Here is a 23,130-nt window from a genome sequence, read left to right as displayed (position 1 = left end):
CAATAGGATGGGTGTCCACCTCTAACCATTTCGAACAGAGTAGTTAAGCCCCACACCGCCGATGGTACTAGGATCAAACCTGGGAGAGTAGGTAGATGCCGGATATTTATTAATGAGCCTGTCAGCGCAAGTTGACAGGCTTTTTTGGTTTTAACCACGGAGATCTTTTTTTAACCACATAGATACATAGTTCTCTACGTTTATCTGGAGTGCCTATGTATCTATGTGGTTAAATAAGTGAAAAGCTAAAAACGAAAAGTTAAAAGTTGCGGAACATTAGTCTATAATGAAAGCATGTACCGCAACTTTTAGTTTTTCACTTTTATCTTTTCACTTCTATGCCTGTATGGTTCAACAACCTCCGTGACTAATACGGTTAATACGAAAAAATTCGTAGAAAAACTTGCAACTCTCCCTCCCCCTTCTTTATATTTGCTACGAAACAATTCGTAATAAATGAAACAGCTACCCAAACCTACCGAGTCTGAGCTGGAGATCCTGCAGATCCTCTGGAAAAAAGGAGCCTCCACCGTCAGGCAGGTCAACGAAGAGCTCTCCCGTCATAAGGAGGTGGGCTATACCACCACCCTTAAGCTCATGCAGATCATGCACGAGAAAAACCTGGTGACCCGCACCGAAGAAGGCCGGTACCATATCTACCAGGCCGCCATAGAAGAAGAAAGCACCCAGAAATTATTGCTTGACCGGTTTATCGATACGGCATTCCGGGGTTCTGCCAGCCGCATGGTGATGCAGGCCCTGGGCAATGAGTCGGTCAGCAAAGACGAGCTGGACGAGATCAAAGCCTGGATCGAAACGTTGGAAAACAAAAAATAAAACAATAATTATGAAAAAGCTATTAATAACATTTCCCGAAAACTTTAGCCCCGCACTGGGCTATACCCTGCTGCACTCGCTCTGGCAGGGGGCAATTATCCTGCTGGTATTCTGGTTGCTGTCGCTGGGCATAAAGCAGGCGCGGCACCGGTATGCTCTGGCTATGGGCAGCCTGATGCTTCTTCTGACGGTTTCGTTACTCACGTTTTTCTACCTGTACGGGCCCGCTGAATCATTTAACCTGGAGGAGCCGGCATCATTTCTCTCGGGTGAAACCACCTGGGTAGCCTCTTCGCCGATGGAGCCGCAAAGCGTAGCCGGGTCTTTTCTGGCCCTGATCAATGCCCATATCCATGAGGTGGCTGTGCTGTGGGCTCTGGGCGTATTTTTCCTGCTGGGCAGGATGTCTATCGGCCTGCTCTTTATTGAAAAAATGAAAAAAGCCTCTCTGCCTCTGGTCAATGAAAGGGCAGAAGAACTGATGCGGCAGATCCAGGGCCGGGTAAGCCTCTGGCGCACCGTTAAGCTGGCCGAAACAAGACAAATCTCAGCCCCGGTTACCGTAGGATGGCTCAAACCCGTGATCCTGTTTCCCGTAGGTATGCTGAGTGGACTGAGTGTGCAGCACCTGGAGGCCATTCTTGCCCATGAGCTCGCCCACATTAAAAGAAGCGATTACCTGGTCAACATCTTCCAGAGCTTTGCCGAAGTGCTCTTCTTTTTTAACCCGTTTGTATGGGTGCTGTCTTCCCGCATCAGAACCGAACGCGAAAACTGCTGCGATGATATCGCCCTGGAAATTTGCGGAAACCGGCTTGTGCTGGCCAAAGCCCTGGTAGAAGTGGCCGATTATGCCCTGCCGTTTGCCATGGCCTTCGGCCGGAAAAACGATTCGCTGCTGACCCGCGTTAAACGGATAGCCGGTGTCAACCCGTCGGGGTATTTTAACCCGGCTAATGTACTGGGGGTGCTCCTGGTCATGAGCCTGTTTCTCGGGGGTGTGGTCTATGCCAGAGACGAGATCCGCGAAGAAGAACCCCAACCGCAGGAAGAAACAATGCCGGAGGCTTTTCAGCAGGTAGCGGCTTCCGGAGAGAAGAAAGAAGCAGTAAAGCCGGTTGCCCCGAAAGATACCCTGGATTCCAGAATTGAAAAGCTTCAGAAAGAGATTGAGGGACTTTCAGGCGAGATCCGGAAATATTCTGAAAAGATATCGGGAATCAGCAATACCATGCAGGCCACCCATATCAAAGAAATTGAAAAGCTTTCCACAGAAATCAGAGAGAAGGCTGAAAAAATTGAAATACCGGTGGAAGAACAGGAGGAGCTGGCCCTGCAGATCATGGAAGTGAACCTGGAATCCCGAAAACTGAACCGGAGGAAAGACCTGAACAGCACCGAGAAAATAAAGCTGGAGAAGGAGCTGGAAGAAAAGCGGGTAAAGCTGGAAAAACAGCATACGGCAAGCAATGCCCGATTGGCGGAATTGCAGAGCCAGATTGCGGTATTGCAGGAAAAGATCAGCAAAGAACAAGCTCCGATCGCCAGAATGCAGGAAGAAATCGCTAAAAATCATGGACCTATCGACAGCCTGTCGAACGTGATCCGGGTCAAAGCCGACCAGATTCGTGAGCTGGCCGAAAAGAAACGTATGGCTATGGAAAAAAGCATGAACGACTTCATGCAGGCGCTGACCGCAAGCGGCCTCATTTCAGGTAAGGAAGACGTGAAGCTCCGGATCAATGGCGATGAGCTCATCATTAACGGCTCAGCAAGAAGCCAGGCCGACTATGACAAAGTCTGGGGCCTGCTGAAGCAGCATTTTACAGATAAGGAATATATAGATAAAGAATACCCGGAAGCCCGTGACTTTTCAATTATCCGGAAAGGGGAAAAATTATCCTGGCGTTTCCGCAAAGGAAATTCCTCCACCTATATGAATAACTGGTCTTCTGATTTTTAATTCTGTACCGCATAGAAGTACCTGGAAATTAAAACTTACGGGTACTTCTATGCCTTATCTGGTTTTTCTCCTATTTTTGCTCAAAAAATCGTAAATGGGAGAGCTTTTTACTTCTGCGGCACTGACCAGTGTTTTTACCATCACCCTGCTGGAAATCATTCTCGGTGTCGACAATATCATCTTCATATCCGTGATAGCCTCCAAGCTGCAGCCTGAAGACGAACGCAAAGCCCGTAACTGGGGGATTATCCTGGCCATGTTTATCCGGATCGGCCTCCTCTTCATCCTCGGGCTTATCCTGAGGTTACAAAAGCCCTTGTTTGACCTGCAGGACCTGGGCCTGCCCTGGTCTATCGGTATTTCGGGCAAAGACCTGCTGATCCTGGCCGGAGGGGTTTTCCTGCTCTACAAAACCACGTACGAAATTCACCATAAGCTGGAAGGGGAAGACGGTGATAAGGTTTCCGGCGGAAAATCGGCCTCTACCCTGTCACGGGCCATTTTAGACATTGTACTGATTAATATTATCTTCTCTGTTGATTCTATCATCACGGCTGTGGGCATGACCAGCGTAATAGCCGTTATGGCTGCTTCCATTGTTTTGTCATCGGTGGTCATGCTGATCTTTGCCAAGCCCATCGGCGATTTTGTAGAAAAGCACCCGACCATCAAAATCCTGGCGCTTTCTTTCCTTTTGCTTATCGGTACCCTGCTGGTGGCAGAGGCATTTCATGTGCATGTGCCCAAAGGCTATGTGTATTTTGCCATGGCTTTCTCGTTCTTTGTGGAGCTGCTGAATATGAAAATGCGGAAAAATACGGTAGAGCCCGTACAACTGAAAAAGCATGTCTCGAAAGAAAGCTAGTGTTTTAAGTTACCTGTACAATGCGTGGTGTGTAGGGTGGCTGGTAGTGATCTTCCTGGCCCTGTACCCTTTCATTTACGTTTGTATACGGGTAAAGAAATGGAACCGGTACGGTACCCGCCTCACCAACCTGTGGGCCGATATTTTTTTCTTTATCAGCGGGCTTTGGGTAAAAACGGAATACCGCTTTCGTCCCGACAGGAAGGCCCGCTATATTTTTGTAGCCAATCATTTTTCCTACCTCGATGTAGCCGTAGGCATGAAGGTGGTCAGGAATTACTTTTCCTATATGGGGAAAAGCTCGGTGAAAAAAGTGCCCTTGCTGGGCTATATGTTTGCCCGCCTGCATATCCAGGTAGACCGGGGCGATAAAAACAGCCGGGTGAAGTCGTTCAAACGCTCCATGAATGCCCTCCGGGAAGGCAGAAGCCTTTTTATCATGCCCGAAGGCGGCATTCTGAGCGACACCATCCCCGTGATGAAGCAACCTTTCAAAGACGGGGCCTTTGTGCTGGCCATTGACAGCAACACGCCCATAGTTCCGATATCTTTCTTAAATTTGTACCGCATTATGCCCGGCTCCTTCGTTTTCCGGGGTTTTCCCCGGGTTATTGTGCATGAGCCTGTGTACCCGCAGGGAAAAACCGCCGATGAGCTGAAGCAGGAAGTATATACCATCATTCAAACCGAACTGGACCGATATGCCCATAGACATAGCAACCATTAAAAAAGTAGCTCACCTGGCGCGGCTGGAGCTCACACCGGAAGAAGAAAACCAGCTGTCGGTAGACATTGAGCAGATCCTGGCCTGGATAGACCAGCTTGACGAAGTAAATACCGAAGGCGTTGAGCCGGTGATCCATATGCACGACAATATCAATGCTTACCGCGAAGATGAGCCCCATAACGATCTCACCCGCGACGAAGCCCTCTTAAATGCGCCGCAAAAAGAAGGCGGGTACTTTAAAGTGGTGAAAGTAATATAAAGGAACCCCTGGGTTAATTTTTTGCAAGTCTTGATTTTGAAGTTGTAGAGGTCTCTATAAGTTTCCTACGCTTTCAGGAGCACCGACTGGTTCAGGTCTACCTGCAGAACGCCTTCCACGATCTGCCGCACTTTAGCGGCCAGCGCTTTTCCCAGCCTTGCCTTTACATCAGACCGGTACGAGATCATGCTGATCTCCCGCACCGGGAACGGCCGCTCGAACTCCATGACCTTGCTTTGCTGCCTTTCAGGCAGGGTCTGAACATATAGTTCGGGTATGATGGTCAGCCCGCCGAAGCTATCTACCATGTTCAGGAGGGTTTCGAAAGAATGCGACTGGAATTTCAGATTGGACAGCTGGTTATGCTTGTTCTGCAGCGAGCAGTAGCTCATGATCTGGTCACGGATACAGTGACCGTCTTCCAGCAGCCAGTGCGTTTCGCGGGTAAGGTCGCTGGTCATAAGGTATTTTTTATTGGACCGGATGTTTCCGTATACCTTCAGGGGCTCGTAATACAAAACTTCCGTATCGTATCCTTTGGCGTCTATGGGAGTAGAAATGATACCGAAATCCAGCTGGTTGCCCTTGAGCTGCTCCAGTACGTTTTCAGTAGTGATCTCGGTAATGGTGATGTCAAGCCGGGGGTATTGCTCCATGACGGGTTTCAGTACCAGGGGTAGCAGTGAATTGGCTATTGTGGGAATAATGCCGATGCGTACATTTCCTTCAATCACCCCGTTGTCTTCTTTGGCCAGCATAACCATATTTTTAATATGGTCCAACGCCTTTTCGGCCTCTGCAATGATCTCCCTGCCGGCATCGGTCGTAATGATGGGATTGGCCTTCCGGTCGAAAATAATGACCTCCAGTTCCTCTTCCAGCCTGCGGATCATCGTACTCAGGGTTGCCTGGGTAATAAAGCAGCTTTCTGAGGCTTTTGTGAAGTTTTTGTACCGGTCTAAAGCAATAATGTATTGGAGTTGCTGAATGTTCATTGATGCATTGATAATATCAATAGCAAATATAAAAACAATTTTCTTTGTCAATGAAAATACTCTCCCTATTTTTATAACATAAACGAAAATAGTTAACCTATGGAAAACAATGGAAATGGCGACATCAGCAAATGCCCGTTTCACAATGGAACGCTGAATAAACCGGTGGCAGGCGAAGGCACCCAGAACCACGACTGGTGGCCCGATCAGCTTAAAGTTAATCTCCTGAGGCAGAATTCCTCTCTTTCTGATCCGATGGATAAAGACTTTAATTACGCAGAAGAATTTAAAACCCTCGACTTTGAAGCGCTGAAGAAAGATCTGCATGCATTAATGACCGACTCCCAGGACTGGTGGCCGGCCGATTTTGGTCATTACGGCCCCCTGTTTGTACGGATGGCCTGGCACAGTGCCGGTACATATCGTGTACAGGACGGCCGGGGCGGCGCCGGTGCCGGGCAGCAGCGGTTTGCTCCCCTGAACAGCTGGCCCGATAACGTAAGCCTGGATAAGGCACGCCGCCTGCTGTGGCCGATCAAGCAGAAGTACGGCCGGAAAATTTCATGGGCCGATCTGCTGGTGCTTACCGGGAATGTGGCCCTGGAATCCATGGGCTTCAGGACCTTTGGTTTTGCCGGTGGCCGGGAAGACGTCTGGGAGCCCGATCAGTCGGTTTACTGGGGTGCCGAAAAAGAATGGCTGGGCGGTGATGTACGGTATGCGCAGGGCGGTTCGCATGGCGTGGAAAAAGCCGGTGCCGTTCTGGTGTCAGACGACGACGCAGACGGGAAGTTGCATTCCAGGAACCTGGAAAACCCGCTGGCCGCCGTTCAGATGGGGCTGATCTATGTGAACCCGGAAGGACCAAACGGTAATCCCGATCCGATAGCGGCGGCTAAAGATATCCGCGATACCTTTAGCCGGATGTCAATGAGCGATGAAGAAACCGTAGCCCTGATTGCCGGAGGACACACCTTTGGTAAAACGCACGGAGCAGCACCTTCTGAGCACGTAGGAGCCAGCCCGGAAGAGGCCGGCCTCGAAGAGCAGGGCCTGGGCTGGAGCAACAGCTTTGGTACCGGTAAGGGTGGAGATACCATTACCAGCGGATTGGAAGTAACCTGGACCAGCACGCCTACCCGCTGGAGCAACAACTTCCTCTGGAACCTCTTCGGTTATGAATGGGAACTGGAGAAAAGTCCGGCGGGAGCCCATCAGTGGGTGCCTAAATACGGTATGGGTGCTGAAACCGTTCCGGATGCGCATGACCCGTCGAAGAGACATGCACCCAGAATGCTGACCACCGACCTCTCTTTGCGTTATGATCCCGAATACGGAAAAATATCCCGCCGTTTCCTGGAAAACCCCGATCAGTTTGCCGATGCGTTTGCCCGTTCGTGGTTTAAGCTTACCCATCGTGACCTGGGGCCGCGTTCGCGTTATCTGGGGCCTGAAGTGCCCGGAGAAGTGCTGATCTGGCAGGATCCTGTTCCCGCGGCAGATCATGAACTGATCGATAGCGCAGACATTGCGGCCCTGAAAGACCGGATACTGGCTTCCGGCTTAACGGTTTCCCAGCTGGTTTCTACGGCATGGGCGTCAGCCTCCACTTTCCGCGGGGGCGACAAACGGGGCGGTGCCAACGGTGCGCGGCTTCGCCTGGCTCCGCAGAGGTACTGGCAGGTAAACAATACCCCGCTGATCTCAGAAACCCTGCACGTACTGGAAACCGTTCAGCAGGAATTCAATGGAGCACAGCAGGGGAGCAAAAAAGTATCCCTGGCCGATCTTATCGTGCTGGGCGGATGTGCAGCCGTTGAGAAGGCGGCAAAAGACGCCGGGTACCCCGTTAACGTGCCTTTTACGCCCGGACGTACCGACGCCACGCAGGAACAAACCGATGTGGAGTCGTTCAGCTACCTCGAACCGCAGGCCGATGGCTTCCGGAACTACCGGAAATCCCATTTGCCCGTATCTACCGAGGCCCTGCTCGTCGATAAAGCGCAATTGCTGACCCTTACTCCTCCTGAGCTCACTGTGCTGGTAGGCGGAATGCGGGCATTGAATGCCAATTATGACGGTTCGGCACACGGTGTATTCACCAGCCGCCCCGGACAGCTGACCAATGATTTCTTTGTGAATCTCCTGGATATGGAGACTGCGTGGAAAGCTACCGGCCCCGACAAGGAGCTGTACGAAGGAACCGATCGCAAAACCGGAGAGAAAAAATGGACGGGTACCCGTGCCGACCTGGTGTTTGGCTCTAACTCGGAGCTGAGGGCAGTGGCAGAAGTATATGCCTGTACCGATTCGGGTGAAAAGATGGTGAAAGATTTTGTGGCCGCCTGGAACAAGGTCATGAACCTTGACCGTTTTGAGCTGAAATAAAAAAATGAACGCAGAGAGTGCTGATAGCCGCAGATTATACAGGATCATCCTGTATAATCTGCGAAAGCTTAAATCAGCGCAATCTGCGTTCTCTGCTTCCGGACTTAGGCCGGTTTCACGGTTGGATTCAACGTACTTTTATTCCGGTTGCTCCTGTTCAGGGCATCTACCACAAACGGAGCAGAAATAAACAGGGAAGAATACGTACCTACAATTACCCCTACAAACATACAGAAGATAAACCCGCGAATGGTTTCTCCGCCGAATATCAGGAGTACAAACAGTACAATCAGCGTAGCAATACCGGTAACGGCTGTACGGCTCAGTGTGCTGTTCAGGGCGTTGTTGATAACCGCTTCAATGCTTTCGGTTCTGCCGCCTTTCTCGGCCATGTATTCCCTGATCCGGTCATAGATTACCACGGTGTCATTCAGGGAGTAACCCAGCAACGTCAGCACGGCACCAATGAAGGCCTGGTCAATGTCGAGTGAAATGGGCAGCCAGCCGTAGCAAAGAGAGAAAATTCCCAGGATGATCGCCACGTCATGCAACAGCGCCATTACTGCACCCCAGCCGAATGCCTGGTGACGGAAACGGATCAGGATATAAATAAACGTCAGGACGATCGCATAGATCACGGCTTTCACCGATGACCAGATGGCATCCTGGGCAATGTTTGCCCCTACCTTTGAAGTAGATACCACAACCCCCTTGTTGCCGTTTACATCTGAAATGGCTTTATTCAGGCTGGCTTTCAGCTCGTCATCTACTTCCAGGCTGGTGTCGTCTATCCGGTAAGCGGAAGTGATTTTAACTTTGTCAAAGCCTCCGTAGGTTTTTACTTCTACCGCTGCACCGGGGAATACCTTCTCTACCGCATCACGAATCTCGTCGGTATTTACGTTCTTCTCAAATTTTGCCTCGAATGTTCTACCTCCTTTGAAGTCTACGCCCAGGCTGAATCCCCTGATACCAATAGAAATAAAGCCGATCAGCATCATAATCCCTGAAATAATATAGAAACGTCTCCGGTTTTTGATAAAGTCAATATTGCTGTCGCCAAACAGTTTTTCGGTCCATGCCGTCCGGAAGTTGATGGTTTTTCCTTTTTTGATCAGGCTGTCAAAAACCAGCCTCGAAACAAAAATGGCACAGAAAAGGGATGTACCGATACCGATCAGCAGGGTAGTGGCAAAACCTTTGATCAAACCTGTACCGAAAATAAACAGCACCACACCGGTAATTACAGATGTCAGCTGCGAGTCAATAATAGAAGGCATGGCATTTTTAAAGCCCAGCGCTATAGAGGTAGGGAAATTCTTGCCCAGGGCCATTTCTTCCTTGACCCGTTCATAAATCAGTACGTTGGCATCCACTGACATACCAATGGAAAGTACCATACCGGCAATACCCGGGAGGGTCATGGTAGCACCGAATGAGGCCATGATACCCAGCAGCAGCACCAGGTTAACAATCAGCGCCAGGTTAGCGATCCAGCCGGCGCGGCTGTAATAGATCACCACAAAGATCAGTACGGCTACCAGACCTACCAGTGATGAGATCACACCGGCGCTGAATGCCTGCGAACCTACCGATGCACCCACCACGGCTTCTTCTACAATGGTGGTAGGAGCCGGAAGCTTACCGGCTTTAAGCACGTTGGCTAAGTCCTGAGCCTGCTCTACAGAGAAGCTCCCTGAAATAGAAGAGTTACCCCCTGCAATTTCACCGTTTACATTCGGTGCAGAGTATACGTAATTGTCAAGAATAATGGCAATGCTTCTGCCCACGTTCTTCCCGGTCAGGTCTTTCCATTTCCGGGCGCCGGTAGCATTCATCTGCATCGAAACGTTCGGCCGGCCCGTCATCGGGTCATAATCCTGGCGCGCTTCGGTGATCACTTCTCCGCCCAGGGGCGCATTACCGAAGTTTTTAACCGGGTAAATGTTCACAATGTCTTCGTTGCCTACCGTATTTTCCAGCGGGCTGACATCGTAAAGGAAGGTCATATCCGAGGGGAAGATGCCTATTGCATCTTGTCTTTTCAGGATGCTGTTTAACCGGATGGTATCCTTGGTTTTGATGGCCAGGCCTGACGGCGACATGATGAACATGTTGGTCAGCGAGTTCAGACCGGCGGTAGAATCAGCCCGGGTTGAATCTCCGTTGCTTTGCAGGGCTGACGCCAGCGAGCTGCCCGCTTTTGTCGTATCGGCACCTGTTTTCACCGCAGTACCTCCTTTTGCCCGGTTCTCGTTGTCGATCTTCATAAGAAGCGCGGTGAAACGGTCAAAATTAGGCGCAATTTCCTGCAGGGTATATACTTCGCAGAATTCCAGCTTGGCCGAGCCCGAAAGCAGCTTTCTTACCCGCTCCGGGTTGTCGATGCCCGGAAGCTCCACCTGGATCCGGTTGGTACCCGGAATTTTCGAAAGGTTGGCATTGGCCACCCCGAACTTATCCACACGGGTCTCGATCACCTTATACGAACGGTCAAAAGCCCCGTCGATCTGCTTCTGGATGTAGCTCTTCACCTGGGCATCCGAAGAGTTTAAAGAGAGGTCATCGCGGTTAGAGCTGTTAGAGAAAATAGGAGCCAGGCGGGCGTCAGGAGCCAGGGCCTTGTATTCTTTCTCAAACTGGTCTACAAAGTTGATCGATCCTTTAGCGGCCAGTTCCCGGGTTTTGTTGATGGCCTGGGTTACCTTCGGATCGCGTGAGCCTTTCGACAGCGACTTCAGGATATCGGCCGGAGATACCTCCAGGATCACGTGCATACCTCCCTGGAGGTCAAGACCCAGTCCTAATTCCTGCTTGGTGAGGCTTTCTACCGTTGAGCCCAGGAAAACTTTCTGTTTCCACAGGGAGTCCAGGTAATATTGTTGTTTCGCCGGGTCTGCAACGCCGTTTACCGTGGCATAGGCGGCGGCATCCTTCCGGATATCGTTGATCTTCCAGGTCCTGGCCAGGTAGTACAGGCTCAGCAGAAGCAGGGCGGCAAATAAGAGTATAATTCCTCCTCTGTTTTTCATAAAAATTTATAGATGTTCCTTTTTTCCCCGTGAAAAGGATGATACATGAGTTTAAATGCACAGTGGGGCGCTGTACACCGGATAATAAAATGATAAAAACGGGATGTTCAGGGGGCATTAATGGCTATATGGTGCTCAAGGAGCTTGGCCATATAGGTATTGACCGGTAAAGGAAAACAGGAAACCGCTGCCGTCTCGCTCTCAGAGAAAAGAAAAGTGAGGTTTTCCTGGAAAAATTTATGGATCTCCCCGAAAGAGAACGCATAATGCGGCACCACGGTTTCGTGGGTCAGCTGCTTGAATACGGGCCGGTCATGATCTGAAGAATCCTGATCGGAGGCGGTAACACATTGTTCCTGTACAGTCCATGCCGATACCTGCGTGGTAAACACGCAGAAGAGCATCAGCACGCTCAGCACACGGAATATGTGTCTCTTGATTTTCATAACAGGGTGCAAAAATAGGCATATAAATGTTTAAAAATCAAGTATTGTTTGGATTTCTTTTGGACAGGGGAGGAAAGAGGGGAAACAGGAAAGGTGTTCAGGGACATGTTGACCCTGTTCGGTTCTCGACAAGCCGGGCCTCTCGACTACGCTCGAGGTGACAAAGGACAGCTGCCCTTGTCAGTGCGAGCGTAGTCGAGAGGCCCGGCTTGACGAGAACCACGTAAAATTTTCAATGAATAATGTTGATGTCGGATTCTTCAACACCCATTTTGGCCATGATATCTTTCATGTTGCTCAGGTCTACCTTTCCTACCAAAGCGGCCGGTACAATCAGCATCCGGAAATACCGGTCGGTCCTGGTTCCGCTATCGATAAGCCCGGGACTGGCGTTGCCGTCCAGGAAAATAGTAAACCCGGTCAGCGAGAAATTATAGGTGAAAAGGTAGGTGTTGCCATTGTAAAAGAAGGTTTGAGGCAGGGGTTCCCAATTGTAGTTTCCCTGGTTATCTTCGCCTTCCTGGATAAAGCCTACCACCTTGTCGCCTTCCAGAATGGCCGGTTTAAAATCAAAATCAGCCGCGTATTTATTGGATGAAGTAAAAGAGGCTTTTACCTCGTGGACCTCACCGATAAGCCCGTCAGCGCCGGCAGGTCCCGGAGGGCCCACAGGACCTTCACACCCCTGGAGAAAAAACATAGTGGCTACCGAAGCAGCGGTCATCAGCGAAAAAAATATCTTTTTCATAACTTATGATGGAATTTAAATCAATATGGTTCCATATTGAAGGGATTGTACATATTACCTTTTAGATAGCCGCTGGCAGGCAAAGGTTGCATCGGCCGGTTGTTAATAAAAACATAACGCCGGAGCCGCATCAAAACTTATACCCGTCTCAAAAGTATTAAATTTGCCGTATGATGAATATGCCTGACGAATACCAAACCCTCATCACAACAGGAGAGAGCCTTTTTAAAGACAAAGGCAGCAAGTTTTTCGGGTACGCCTTCCCGGTGGCTGATGAAGAAGAAATAAAAAGAATCCTGGAAGAGGTCAGGGGGCTCCATCCCAAAGCCCGGCACCACTGCTTTGCCTGGCGCCTGGGGTACGAAGGCGAAAACTACCGCGCCAATGACGACGGCGAGCCGTCAGGCTCTGCGGGGAAACCCATACTCAATGCCCTGATCTCGTGCGAGGTTACCTTTGCGCTGGTGATAGTGGTACGGTATTTTGGCGGCACCCTGCTGGGCGTGCCCGGACTGATCCATGCCTACAAACAAGCGGCGGCAGAAGCCCTGGCCGTTACAGAAAAAGAGGTGCGTACCATGAATACGCCGGTCAGGATAGACTACGATTTTGAGCAGACCAATGCCGTTATGCAGCTCATCAAAAAATTAAATCTTACGGTAAAAGAGCAGACCTTTGAAGAGCGTTGCGGAGTCGTGCTGGAGGTCAGGAACGCGTATATAGAAAAGATCCGGGAAGAGCTCCGCGACTTCTGGACCATCCGTATACGTGTGCCCGGCGACAAAGACTGATCCGGTACGGAAACCGCCTGCCGGGTACAGTACCGGAAATGCCTGCATAAATTTCTGATTTTATAGAGAAAACTGTACTAATCGTGAATATTGAACGTTGTTTTGAGAAGCCTGAAAATCCTTTAAAAAGGGCATGCCAATTATTTCAATTAAATGCCTTTTGTTTAAAGATTTTTTAAAAAAATAAATATAACTTTGCGTCTTAAATTATAAAAAGTATAAATAGAGGAGCTTAAATGGCCGGATTATTCAATTTTCTCACCAGTGATATTGCCATAGATTTGGGTACTGCTAATACCCTGATTATATATAAAGATCAGATCGTCGTAGATGAACCCTCCATTATCGCCCTGGATAAGGTGAGCGGGAAGGTGCTGGCCATTGGTCACAAGGCCATGCAGATGCACGAAAAGACGAATGAAAACATTAAGACCATTCGTCCGCTGAAAGACGGTGTGATTGCCGACTTTACCGCTGCTGAGCTGATGATCAGGGGTTTGATCAAGATGATCCCTACCGGCAGGAACATGTTCTTCTCTCCTTCACACCGGATGGTCATCTGTATTCCTTCCGGTATTACCGAAGTAGAAAAGAGAGCGGTAAAAGACTCGGCCGAGCATGCCGGCGCCAAAGAAGTATACATGGTGCACGAGCCCATCGCGGCCGCTATCGGTATCGGTATTGATATTGAGCAGCCGAACGGTTCCATGATCGTGGATATCGGCGGAGGTACATCCGAAATTGCCGTGATCGCCCTTTCAGGCATTGTATGTGAATCTTCTGCGCGTATTGCCGGAGACGTATTCACCAAAGACATTGTAGACTACATGCGGAGAGAGCACAACCTGCTCATTGGTGAGCGCTCTGCAGAATTCATAAAAATACAGGTAGGCGCCGCCCTGCCCGACCTCGAGAACCCGCCGGCCGATATAGAGATCCGGGGACGAGACCTTATGACGGGAATTCCGAAAGAAATCAAGGTTACGTACAGCGAGATTGCCTACGCACTGGATAAATCCATTTCCAAAATCGAAGAAGCCATTATGCGGGCCCTGGAAATGGCCCCGCCTGAGCTTTCTGCTGATATTTATGAAAACGGAATTTACCTGACCGGTGGCGGGGCACTCCTTCACGGACTGGATAAACGCCTCGAAGTAAAAACCAAGCTGCCTATTCACGTGGCTGACGACCCGTTAAAGGCCGTGGTAAGAGGTACCGGTGAGGTGTTAAAAAATATAGAAAAATACCAAAACGTACTGGTTCAGTAAACGCTCCGGGAAAAGGTATCGTCAGAAATACCGGAAGCTGTCACCCGGTGGCAGCTGCTTCTCAATACCGAAGATGTTTAACAAGTGCGCAAAATGCAGGGCGTGAGAGACGGAGGTGTATACCTGCCCAACGCAGCAGTTTGTGTATTTTTTAAACATCTTCTTATTAACAGATAGTTATGTCGCAGTTACTCGGAATACTTTATAAAAGCCGCCATTTCTTTCTGTTCCTGGCGCTTCAGATCGTTTGCTTTTATCTGATGTCAAAGAACAACGTTTATTGGGACGTGTCTTTTTTCAATACCACCAACAGCATGGTGGCGCGCTCACTGGAAGCATCGCAGAAAGCCAATGAATTTGTGAGCCTCGGGAAAGTGAACGACCAGCTTTCCCAGGAGAATGTCCGGCTCAGGAAACAGCTGACCGACATGCAGGAAATGAGCTCCGGCATTCCCGGCTACAAGCCAGACTCGCTCATGGCGCACCGTTTTGACTACATGGTGGCCAAAGTGGTGGGAAGCACCCATAACCTGACCGATAACTTCATTACCATAGACAAAGGCACCGAAGACGGCATCAGAGCCGGCATGGGCGTGATTTCACCCCAGGGCGTGGTAGGCCAGGTAGCCTATGCCAACAAGCATTACGCCCGGGTATATTCCATTCTCCACTCGCGGCAGATGGTATCTGCCGAGGTGCTTAACCGGAAGCTTCGTGAAAACAATACGGTGGCCCTGGGTATTGCCAAATGGGGCGGTACCAATCCGAACTACATTCAGCTGAATACCGTAGACCGGTTCAAGCCGGTGGCCAAAGGCGACAGCGTGGTGACCTCCCTGCAGAACCCCATATTCCCGCCGTATGTGATGATCGGTAAGATCAGTGAGATCTCCAATACAACCTCAGAGGCATTCCATAACATTACGGTCAGGTTATCGACTGATTTTTCCAGCCTGATCTACGTATATGTAGTGAAGAACAAGTTGATTGAAAGCCAGAAGGAAGCAGAAACAAACCCCGGAATAAAGTGAACACCCAGACCCTCTTAAAAATAGCGGCAAGCATCATTATCTATACCTTACTGCAGGTTTTTATCCTGCGGAACCTGGTATTCTTTGATGTGGCTTTTTGTTTTGTCTACATTTCGGTGATCCTGTTCCTGCCCAGCTCCACGCCCACGTCTACGGCGCTGCTCATTGCGTTTGTGACAGGTATCCTGGTCGATATGTTTTACAATACCGCCGGTTTGCACGCTTCCGCCACCGTAATGATCGCCTATATCCGCGGATTTATCCTGAAAGTGCTCTTCCCTACCCGGGGACTGGAAAACGAGATCGTTATTTCTGTAGAGGGGATGGGCGTGGAGCGCTTCATCCGCTACATTGTCATTCTTACATTTATTCATCATACTTATTTGTTTTTTCTGGAAGCAGGAACTTTCAACTTTTTCCTGAATACCTCGCTGAAGATACTGGCCAGCGTTATGTTTTCATCCATTGTCATTTTCCTGCTTCATGTGTATCTAAAAAGCTTACGTAATTCATGAGAGGAGGATTAATTTTGGTTTTGTGCGGGATATTGCTTTCCTGTGCCCGGGACCAGAAAAAAGAAGAGGAGAAAGAAAAACAGCCGGCCGGAGAAAGGCCCTTAAGCGCCGGAGAGATCAGTAAGATACGTAAAGAAATTGATGCCGACAGGAAGTCAAAGCTGCTGGAAGAAGCCTTCAATAAGAAATCAGGCTTTAACGGTACGGTGCTGGTAGCCCAAAGGGGAATTATTTTGCTGGAAAAAGCCACCGGCTTTGCCCATGATACCGTTCCCAACACCATGAACTCCAAATTTCAGCTGGCGTCACTCTCCAAAACCTTTACGGCGCTGGCCATTATGAAGCTGAAGCAGGAAGGAAAGCTGGGGCTCGACAATACCATCCAGGATTTTTACCCGGACTTCCCCTACCCGGGCATTACCCTCAGAAGCCTGCTTTCGCACCGCTCGGGACTTCCCTACTACCAGTACGAATTTGACAAACGGGTAAGGGCCGGACAGATCTACCCCACTAACCAGCAGATGATGCAGTGGTTTGCCGAAGCAAAGCCCGCTCCGAAAATGCTGAACCTGCCTGACCATTACTTTGCCTACAACAATACCAATTACGCCGTGCTGGGGGCCATTGTAGAAAAGGTTTCCGGGATGCCGTTTGCCCGTTATATGGAAGAAAATATCTTCGGGCCGGCCGGCATGGAGCATACCTTTGCCGGTACCTCTGCCAGTCCGCACCTCAACGAAGACCGGACTTTCGGCTACCAGAACGGCCGGAAGCTGGCCAAAGATTTTTACGACGACATCATTGGCGATAAAGGAATATATTCCACTGCGCCCGACCTCCTGAAATATTATAATGTGCTGAAATCGGGGAGCATCGTTTCCAAAGAAAACCTCAGGGAAATGTATACGCCCAGGAGCTTTGAGCACCCCGGCATACGGAATTATGGTTACGGATTCCGGCTTTGGGTCAATAAGCTGCAGCAAACCGACTATATTTACCATACCGGTTGGTGGAAAGGATACAATACCATTATGTTTTTTGATCTTCGTGAAGACTTTGTCGTCATTTTGCTGAGTAACAAATACAACAGAAGCGTATACAATATCCGGGAAATGGTGGATATCCTTCACGGAGATCACAGGAATTCATCGCTGGAAGAAAACATTCTTGATCAGTAACTGTATATTTGGAAATGCTCTACCGGTTTTTAAAAGTTTACGTCGGAATTATCCTGAAGTTCTTTGTCAAAGACATTAAGATAAACGGTATGGAAAATATTCCTGCCGACAAGGCGGTCATGTTTGCCTCCTTCCATCCGAACTCCTTTCTTGACGCCATCCTGCTCGACTGCATCGTTGACCGGCCGGTGTGGTCGCTGGCCCGGGGAGATGCCTTCAAACGCGATTGGGTGAGAGACCTGCTGCACAAGCTGTACATGATGCCCATCTACCGCATTTCGGAAGGAAAAGAAAATCTGGACAAGAACGATGAGACCTTTGAAAAATGTTCGGAGGTATTCAGGAATAAAGGACAGGTGCTGATCTTCAGCGAGGGCCTCTGTGCCAACCAGACCGGGCTGCTTCCGCTGAAAAAAGGGACGGCCCGCCTGGCCCTGCAAACCTGGAGCGAGGGAATTGACGTAACCGTTATTCCCACAGCCCTGAACTACAACCAGTTTACACATACCGGGAAAAAAATAGTGCTGAATTTTGAAGCTCCGATCCGGAAAGAAGATTTCGCTGACCACCAGGTAACCGGTACCAATGTGCTCCTGTTTAACCGCCAGCTCAAAGACAGCCTGGAGCAGGCCGTGACCCGTGACTTTTCTTTCAGCACCTGGAGACCCGTATTGTATTACCTGGCTTTCCTGGTGAATTTCCCCGTTTACGTGCTACTGGGCTCGGTAGTAAGGCCAAAGACAAAAGGCACCGTTTTCTTCGATTCGGTTTATCTTGCTACTTTGATTTTTGCGCTGCCGGTTTACTGGCTGATCGTGTTTGCGGTCTTAATGTTTTTATTTTAACTTTGTGACCGTATGCTTTCCTATAATTAACGATCCTGAATAATGTCAAATACTTTCCGTCCGAAGAAAAAGGCTGAAAAAGAACCTCAAAAACGTGATGGTAAGCTGATTACAAATGATAACCGGGCTAAATTCCTCGTAGGGGTTTTCCTGATATTCTTCACTTTTTTTCTGCTGATCTCCTTTTTCTCTTACCTGTTTACAGGAGCTGCCGACCAGGATATCGTACAGGGTTCACTGAGTGAGCTGGCCGGTAACACTGACGTCAAAACCGATAACGTGCTGGGCCTGCTGGGAGCCAAGATTTCCCACTGGTTTATTTATGTCTGGTTTGGGATATCGTCTTTCCTGGTTCTGCTTCCCCTGTTCCTGACGGGCTTCCGTTGGGTTTTCAACGAAGACCTTTTTAAGCTGAATTTATACCGGCTGTTCCTGGGATCCGTATTTTACATGTTTTTCTTTTCGCTGTTCCTGGGATACTTTGTTCATATTTTTGACCTGAGCACCACCACGCTCTCCGGCCGGGTAGGGTTGCATGCCAATGAGATGCTTCATTCACTCATGGGTTACGGAAGCCTCCTGCTGATCCTGCTGATCCTGGTGGCCTGGATGATCTTTTTCCATGGATTTACCGAGATAGACGACTACCTGCTGAGCAGCTACCTGCCTAAGAAGCGGAAAGGCTATAAGCCCCGGGCAGTCACCGAAGAAGCTGACGAAATGGAAGAAGAGCGGCCGGCCCCCATTCAGAAGACAGAGCGTGAAGAGGAAATCTTTGAGCCTTCATCGCTGCCTAAGGAGCCTTTCAAAGGGCCGGATGTTACCTTTACGGTAGAAGCCCCTGAGCAGGCCCGTGCAGAAGACATACCCGTAACCGCCGAAGAGCCGGAAGGAGACCTGGTGGCGGAATACGGAGAATACGACCCCAAGCTTGACCTTTCTTCCTACCAGTACCCGCCGCTCAGCCTGCTGGCCGAGTATGGAAATACGGGCTCGCAGGTAACCCAGGAAGAGCTGGAAGCCAACAAGAACCGGATCGTGGAAACGATCAATAACTTTTCGATAGGTATCTCCTCCATCAAAGCCACCATTGGCCCTACAGTTACCCTGTACGAAATTGTTCCCGATGCCGGCGTGCGGATTTCCAAGATCAAGAACCTCGAAGATGACATAGCGCTAAGCTTGTCGGCCCTGGGTATCCGGATCATCGCCCCTATGCCGGGCAAAGGAACCATCGGTATTGAAGTGCCCAACAAAAAACGGGAAATGGTCTCCATGAAATCGATCATGGCCACCGAGAAATTCCAGAAGGCCGGCTTTGAGCTGCCGGTTATCCTGGGCAAAACCATATCCAACGAAATATTTGTGGCCGACCTGGCCAAGATGCCGCACCTGCTGATGGCCGGGGCCACCGGCCAGGGGAAATCGGTAGGCTTGAATGTGATCCTGACCTCCCTGCTCTACAAGAAGCACCCTTCCGAAGTAAAATTTGTGCTGGTAGACCCCAAAAAAGTGGAGCTTACCCTGTTTAATAAAATTGAGCGGCATTTCTTGGCGATGCTTCCTAACGCAGAAGAAGCCATTATTACCGATACCAAGAAAGTGATCAATACGCTGAATTCGCTGTGTATTGAGATGGATCAGCGGTACGACCTGCTGAAAGACGCCAGCGTGCGCAATGTGAAGGAATACAACGCCAAGTTCATCAAACGGAAGCTTAACCCGGAAAAAGGGCATAAATACCTGCCGTACATTGTGCTGGTGATCGATGAGCTGGCCGACCTCATGATGACGGCCGGTAAAGAAGTGGAGCAGCCCATTGCCCGCCTGGCCCAGCTGGCCCGGGCCATTGGCATACACCTGATTGTAGCCACCCAGCGGCCTTCGGTTAACGTGATCACCGGTCTGATCAAGGCCAACTTCCCGGCGCGGCTTTCGTTTAAGGTAACGGCCAAGGTAGACTCACGCACCATTATGGATACCGGCGGCGCCGAGCAGCTGGTCGGAAACGGCGATATGCTGCTTTCTACCGGCTCGGAGATGATCCGCCTGCAGTGTCCTTTTGTAGATACGCCTGAGGTAGAAAGCATCTGTGAGTTTATCGGGGACCAGCGGGCCTATCCTTCGGCCTATCTCCTTCCGGAATATTACGGCGACGACGAGCCGGATACGCCTGATTTTGACCCTTCAGAGCTGGATCCGCTGTTTGAGGAGGCCGCCCGCCTGCTGGTCATTCATCAGCAGGGAAGCACCTCGCTGATCCAGCGGAAAATGAAGCTGGGCTATAACCGCGCCGGCCGCATTGTTGACCAGCTGGAAGGGGCCGGTATCCTCGGACCTTTTGAAGGGTCGAAAGCCCGGGAGGTGCTGGTGAAAGACCTGGAACACCTGGAAGAGATCTTACGGAGCCTGAAAAGATAGTGTTAATAATTCTTAACGGGCTAAACCCCGGCGGCCTGTCCGGGTCTAAATCATAACAAAGCATTGCAGATTATGAAAAAGCTACTGATTTTACTCCTCGTTCTGACGGCTGTTTCCCAGGCCCCCGGCCAGAAGGCGGCCGATATTTTAAGTGCCGTAAGCCGGAAATACGCCTCTTTTGCATCGTATTCGGCCGGGTTCAGGGTTTCGGGAGCTGAAAAGTATACCGGCACATTGCTGGCCAAAGGCAAGATGTATAAGATCAGCTACGGCGGGCAGGAGGTGTACAACAACGGGAAGGAGGTGTATACCTACATTGCCGAAACCAACGAGGTCAACATTACCACCTATAATGAGGGGGATGAAAGCGATATTTCACCCAATGCTATTTTCAATCTTTACAAAAAAGGCTACGCGTCTTCGTACAAGAACGAGGTGACGCTGGGCGGTAAAAAATATGACGTGGTGGTATTAACCCCCAAAACCCGGTCATCTATAGCGAAAATTGAGCTGACCATCGGCAAGGCCGACAAGCTGATCTCGTCATGGACGGTATACGACAAATCAGGGGCTACCACCTATGCCATCACCGGTTTCAAACCCGATATTACGATAGCCGATTCTGCTTTTACGTTTGATAAAAGCAAATATCCCAAAGTGGAGGTCGTTGATCTCCGTTAAAGCTTAACGGTCTTAAATACCTGGTACCCGCCCGGGGTTTTTACGCTCAGGATGTACGGGCCGGCTTCCAGCTTTTGGGTGCCGATCGCGTATTCTTCGGTACCCGTACGGCTAAAAGTAAGCGGGATCTCCCTGCCGTCACGGGCAATGGCCGTGATGGCCTCTACTTTCCGCGCCGTTCGGATAAAAACATCTTCTGTGCCAAACGGGTTGGGGAATACCATTCCGCGGGTATCCGGGGCTTCTGAGAGGACCGGTGCCCCGGTAATGCGGGCCACAGGGCTGTATTCCGACTCTGACTTTTCCGACATCCGTTTAACCCGGTATTCCAGGGTGCCGGCCAGAGGAGAGGCCAGCGCATCTTCATACCGGTCTGCACCGCTCAGGGTGGCCAGTACCCGGAAGTCCTGCCCCTCACCCGCGCGTTTTTCCAGTATATACGTATCTTTTTCCCGGAAGACCAGCTGTGTCCGGTTATCAGTAATAGCCTTTGCCGAAACAATTTCCGGCCGCTGGAGAGCATCGGTTACCGGTATCTTGTAAAATGACATGGCGCGCAGCCCGCGGCTGTTGGTCAGGTGGGCTTCCTGCACGGGAGGGTTAAATGCAGAATAAGAAGGCAGGTAGGTAACGTACCCGTCGTTAATGCCCCATTTTAAGGAAAGGTAAACCCGGTTCCTGTCGGCCCGGCCCTTCACCACGATATCATCGGTGTAGGCGGTGGTGGTATTCACATAAAAATAGTCTTCCATCTTCCATGTAAAACCGTTGACCGTCCGGGCCTCCGGGTATACCATCTTCTGGTCTTCTTCAAAGACCAGGATAAGGGTATCACGCGATGGCGTGATAAGTATTTTCTGAATGTCGGGCGGGTGAACCTCTGCGTTGTCCTTCCCGCCGTAAATGTCGCGCCCCAGTAAGGGTAACAGCTCTTCAGCCGCTTTTTTATAGCCTTCAAGCGTATAATGCACATCGTCAGAAAGGGGCAGGGCATGCATATTGGTGGTTTCTATATTGTCAAACCGGTAGCGGGTAGAGCGCATGTATTCTCTCAGCTGGCCGGCTTCTTCCATCTGGTTACAGTATAGTATGCCGGTTTGTATATTGTAGAAACGGGTGTATCCTTTATAATCCCGGGAGATCTGGCCATACAGCTGCTCAAAATGAAACGGGTAGTCTTCGATGTCGCGATACCAGTTACAGGTTTCCGCTTCTCCCTGGCGCCAGATGATAGCTCTGACTTTGCCAAGTGCCCCGGCTTTTTTTACGCGGGAATACAGGCGGCCGTAATACGAGTCTGTGCGGGTGTGGGTTTCGTCGGGGTTAATGAGAGAAACCAGGTTGGCACCGCCCACACTGCCGTTCAGCACACAGGTGGGGATACCGTAACGGGCCAGGATAAGCGACTGGAGGTGCAGCCCCACCACGCCTACGGATGCATAAGGCTGATGCGCACGGTACCATTTCATGGCCTCCGGCTTTCCCGGGTCGGGGGTGTCGTAGTTCCGGAGAAGGCGGGTGTCGGTCTGCTTCTCCATGTCGTCAATGCCTACCAGCGCTTTTATATTGGATTGCCCGTAAAGAATGATAAAATCGCCGCAAACAATTCCTTCCCGGGTTAAAACGGTTTCTTTCTTTTCATTTTTATCCTGGAGAATGACCTTAAAATCGTACTCGGCGGGTTGGGCCGTGATCTCCTGCCGGAAATCGAAGCTGACCGAGTCGGTGGCAGAAAAATCAGCGGTCAGTGTACGGATCAGCTTCTTTTCTTCTGATACCTCCAGGATGGCCCGGGTATAATTTTTCCGGGCAAGCTTCCCCGAGATAACCACCAGGGCTTTGTTTTGAGCATCTCTCGGGTACAGCTGCAGGTCTTCAGGAGCAGCGGTAAACGTCACCTGGGCAAGGCCCGGAACAGAAAAGAGCAGCAGGGTAATACACATCCGGAGGAGGCCGCCTTCCGGTATTCGGGTATGGGGTGATTTCATAATAGGGCAGAGAACAGGAAGGCAATTTACGGCCTGAACGGGTTTATACCGTTATACAGGAGCAAATTGTTTTCTCAGAGTTGGATTTCCCCATGAAAAACTGGTAAAATTTTAATTGGAATTCTGTTTGCATAATCAGCAGGGAAAGACTA

Annotated in this window: 19 protein-coding genes and 1 rRNA gene; 15 read left to right on the top strand and 5 right to left on the bottom strand. The window is 50.1% G+C overall.

Translation table 11 applies throughout. The annotated features are described in order from the left end of the window. The 6 genes from rrf to gatC all read left to right on the top strand — a co-directional run. Window positions 1–104: ribosomal RNA gene (gene rrf, locus AB2U10_RS14680) — 5S ribosomal RNA — on the top strand; the annotation flags it as partial. Between the two features lie 352 nt (window positions 105–456). Beyond that, window positions 457–837, top strand: a complete 381-nt coding sequence (locus AB2U10_RS14675; RefSeq protein WP_367916474.1) for a BlaI/MecI/CopY family transcriptional regulator — start codon at window positions 457–459, stop codon at window positions 835–837. Between the two features lie 10 nt (window positions 838–847). Then, complete coding sequence (locus AB2U10_RS14670) at window positions 848–2,800, top strand: M56 family metallopeptidase (RefSeq protein WP_367916473.1); 1,953 nt, start codon at window positions 848–850, stop codon at window positions 2,798–2,800. Between the two features lie 94 nt (window positions 2,801–2,894). Further along, window positions 2,895–3,665: a TerC family protein gene (locus AB2U10_RS14665; protein ID WP_367916472.1), complete on the top strand. Its 771-nt coding sequence runs from the start codon at window positions 2,895–2,897 to the stop codon at window positions 3,663–3,665. Next, window positions 3,646–4,392: a lysophospholipid acyltransferase family protein gene (locus AB2U10_RS14660; protein ID WP_367916471.1), complete on the top strand. Its 747-nt coding sequence runs from the start codon at window positions 3,646–3,648 to the stop codon at window positions 4,390–4,392. Before AB2U10_RS14665 ends, AB2U10_RS14660 begins: the two co-directional genes overlap by 20 nt. Then, window positions 4,367–4,651 (top strand): Asp-tRNA(Asn)/Glu-tRNA(Gln) amidotransferase subunit GatC, encoded by a 285-nt coding sequence (gene gatC, locus AB2U10_RS14655; RefSeq protein ID WP_367916470.1) that lies wholly within the window; start codon window positions 4,367–4,369, stop codon window positions 4,649–4,651. Before AB2U10_RS14660 ends, gatC begins: the two co-directional genes overlap by 26 nt. Window positions 4,652–4,716: 65 nt before the next feature. On the opposite strand, the gene AB2U10_RS14650 is transcribed toward gatC, so the two are convergent. Next, on the bottom strand, window positions 4,717–5,646 hold the full coding sequence (locus AB2U10_RS14650) for a LysR substrate-binding domain-containing protein (protein ID WP_367916469.1): 930 nt from the start codon (window positions 5,644–5,646) through the stop codon (window positions 4,717–4,719). A 99-nt stretch (window positions 5,647–5,745) separates the two neighbouring features. On the opposite strand from AB2U10_RS14650, the gene katG reads away from it, so the two are divergent. Continuing rightward, on the top strand, window positions 5,746–8,034 hold the full coding sequence (gene katG / locus AB2U10_RS14645) for a catalase/peroxidase HPI (protein ID WP_367916468.1): 2,289 nt from the start codon (window positions 5,746–5,748) through the stop codon (window positions 8,032–8,034). A gap of 104 nt (window positions 8,035–8,138) precedes the next feature. Here katG and secDF read toward each other — a convergent pair whose 3' ends face one another. The 3 genes from secDF to AB2U10_RS14630 form a co-directional block, all read right to left on the bottom strand. After that, window positions 8,139–11,066: a protein translocase subunit SecDF gene (gene secDF, locus AB2U10_RS14640; RefSeq protein ID WP_367916467.1), complete on the bottom strand. Its 2,928-nt coding sequence runs from the start codon at window positions 11,064–11,066 to the stop codon at window positions 8,139–8,141. A gap of 107 nt (window positions 11,067–11,173) precedes the next feature. Beyond that, the gene (locus AB2U10_RS14635; RefSeq protein ID WP_367916466.1) at window positions 11,174–11,512 is read right to left on the bottom strand and encodes a hypothetical protein; all 339 of its coding nucleotides are present in this window, start codon (window positions 11,510–11,512) and stop codon (window positions 11,174–11,176) included. Between the two features lie 232 nt (window positions 11,513–11,744). Continuing rightward, entirely contained in the window at window positions 11,745–12,260 is a 516-nt protein-coding gene (locus AB2U10_RS14630) for a hypothetical protein (protein ID WP_367916465.1), read from the bottom strand. Between the two features lie 170 nt (window positions 12,261–12,430). On the opposite strand from AB2U10_RS14630, the gene AB2U10_RS14625 reads away from it, so the two are divergent. From AB2U10_RS14625 to lolA1, 8 genes are all read left to right on the top strand, one after another. Then, complete coding sequence (locus tag AB2U10_RS14625) at window positions 12,431–13,051, top strand: IMPACT family protein (protein ID WP_367916464.1); 621 nt, start codon at window positions 12,431–12,433, stop codon at window positions 13,049–13,051. A 236-nt stretch (window positions 13,052–13,287) separates the two neighbouring features. After that, window positions 13,288–14,319, top strand: a complete 1,032-nt coding sequence (locus AB2U10_RS14620; protein WP_013409512.1) for a rod shape-determining protein — start codon at window positions 13,288–13,290, stop codon at window positions 14,317–14,319. A gap of 179 nt (window positions 14,320–14,498) precedes the next feature. Then, window positions 14,499–15,350, top strand: coding sequence for a rod shape-determining protein MreC (mreC, locus tag AB2U10_RS14615; RefSeq protein WP_367916463.1), 852 nt, complete (start codon window positions 14,499–14,501; stop codon window positions 15,348–15,350). Beyond that, the gene (locus AB2U10_RS14610) at window positions 15,347–15,865 is read left to right on the top strand and encodes a hypothetical protein (RefSeq protein ID WP_367916462.1); all 519 of its coding nucleotides are present in this window, start codon (window positions 15,347–15,349) and stop codon (window positions 15,863–15,865) included. Before mreC ends, AB2U10_RS14610 begins: the two co-directional genes overlap by 4 nt. Further along, window positions 15,862–17,043: a serine hydrolase domain-containing protein gene (locus tag AB2U10_RS14605; RefSeq protein WP_367916461.1), complete on the top strand. Its 1,182-nt coding sequence runs from the start codon at window positions 15,862–15,864 to the stop codon at window positions 17,041–17,043. The genes AB2U10_RS14610 and AB2U10_RS14605 overlap by 4 nt, the downstream gene beginning before the upstream one ends. A gap of 14 nt (window positions 17,044–17,057) precedes the next feature. Continuing rightward, on the top strand, window positions 17,058–17,888 hold the full coding sequence (locus tag AB2U10_RS14600; protein WP_367916460.1) for a 1-acyl-sn-glycerol-3-phosphate acyltransferase: 831 nt from the start codon (window positions 17,058–17,060) through the stop codon (window positions 17,886–17,888). Window positions 17,889–17,930: 42 nt separating this feature from the next. Next, on the top strand, window positions 17,931–20,309 hold the full coding sequence (locus AB2U10_RS14595; protein WP_367916459.1) for an FtsK/SpoIIIE family DNA translocase: 2,379 nt from the start codon (window positions 17,931–17,933) through the stop codon (window positions 20,307–20,309). 72 nt (window positions 20,310–20,381) lie between these two features. Next, window positions 20,382–20,990, top strand: coding sequence for an outer membrane lipoprotein periplasmic chaperone LolA1 (gene lolA1, locus AB2U10_RS14590; protein WP_367916458.1), 609 nt, complete (start codon window positions 20,382–20,384; stop codon window positions 20,988–20,990). On the opposite strand, the gene AB2U10_RS14585 is transcribed toward lolA1, so the two are convergent. Continuing rightward, a complete protein-coding gene (locus AB2U10_RS14585) occupies window positions 20,987–22,978 on the bottom strand; it encodes a sialate O-acetylesterase (RefSeq protein WP_367916457.1) in 1,992 nt (663 codons plus the stop codon). The genes lolA1 and AB2U10_RS14585 overlap by 4 nt on opposite strands. Between the last annotated feature and the right edge of the window lie 152 nt (window positions 22,979–23,130).

It is taken from the genome of Leadbetterella sp. DM7 (genome assembly GCF_040829825.2).
In the GTDB taxonomy this organism is placed as follows: Bacteria; Bacteroidota; Bacteroidia; order Cytophagales; family Spirosomataceae; genus Leadbetterella.
Note: the sequence above shows the minus strand (reverse complement) of the source record. Positions and strands in the feature narration are given on the sequence as shown.

Bases quoted from the DNA above. Each gene is read 5' to 3' on its own strand.
- AB2U10_RS14625 (WP_367916464.1), top strand. From the start codon at position 12,431: ATGATGAATATGCCTGACGAATACCAAACCCTCATCACAACAGGAGAG.
- AB2U10_RS14585 (WP_367916457.1), bottom strand. From the start codon at position 22,978: ATGAAATCACCCCATACCCGAATACCGGAAGGCGGCCTCCTCCGGATG.
- AB2U10_RS14635 (WP_367916466.1), bottom strand. From the start codon at position 11,512: ATGAAAATCAAGAGACACATATTCCGTGTGCTGAGCGTGCTGATGCTC.
- AB2U10_RS14670 (WP_367916473.1), top strand. From the start codon at position 848: ATGAAAAAGCTATTAATAACATTTCCCGAAAACTTTAGCCCCGCACTG.
- lolA1 (WP_367916458.1), top strand. From the start codon at position 20,382: ATGAAAAAGCTACTGATTTTACTCCTCGTTCTGACGGCTGTTTCCCAG.
- AB2U10_RS14630 (WP_367916465.1), bottom strand. From the start codon at position 12,260: ATGAAAAAGATATTTTTTTCGCTGATGACCGCTGCTTCGGTAGCCACT.
- AB2U10_RS14605 (WP_367916461.1), top strand. From the start codon at position 15,862: ATGAGAGGAGGATTAATTTTGGTTTTGTGCGGGATATTGCTTTCCTGT.
- gatC (WP_367916470.1), top strand. From the start codon at position 4,367: ATGCCCATAGACATAGCAACCATTAAAAAAGTAGCTCACCTGGCGCGG.
- AB2U10_RS14660 (WP_367916471.1), top strand. From the start codon at position 3,646: ATGTCTCGAAAGAAAGCTAGTGTTTTAAGTTACCTGTACAATGCGTGG.
- AB2U10_RS14620 (WP_013409512.1), top strand. From the start codon at position 13,288: ATGGCCGGATTATTCAATTTTCTCACCAGTGATATTGCCATAGATTTG.
- secDF (WP_367916467.1), bottom strand. From the start codon at position 11,066: ATGAAAAACAGAGGAGGAATTATACTCTTATTTGCCGCCCTGCTTCTG.
- AB2U10_RS14650 (WP_367916469.1), bottom strand. From the start codon at position 5,646: ATGAACATTCAGCAACTCCAATACATTATTGCTTTAGACCGGTACAAA.
- AB2U10_RS14600 (WP_367916460.1), top strand. From the start codon at position 17,058: ATGCTCTACCGGTTTTTAAAAGTTTACGTCGGAATTATCCTGAAGTTC.
- AB2U10_RS14595 (WP_367916459.1), top strand. From the start codon at position 17,931: ATGTCAAATACTTTCCGTCCGAAGAAAAAGGCTGAAAAAGAACCTCAA.
- AB2U10_RS14675 (WP_367916474.1), top strand. From the start codon at position 457: ATGAAACAGCTACCCAAACCTACCGAGTCTGAGCTGGAGATCCTGCAG.
- katG (WP_367916468.1), top strand. From the start codon at position 5,746: ATGGAAAACAATGGAAATGGCGACATCAGCAAATGCCCGTTTCACAAT.
- AB2U10_RS14665 (WP_367916472.1), top strand. From the start codon at position 2,895: ATGGGAGAGCTTTTTACTTCTGCGGCACTGACCAGTGTTTTTACCATC.
- mreC (WP_367916463.1), top strand. From the start codon at position 14,499: ATGTCGCAGTTACTCGGAATACTTTATAAAAGCCGCCATTTCTTTCTG.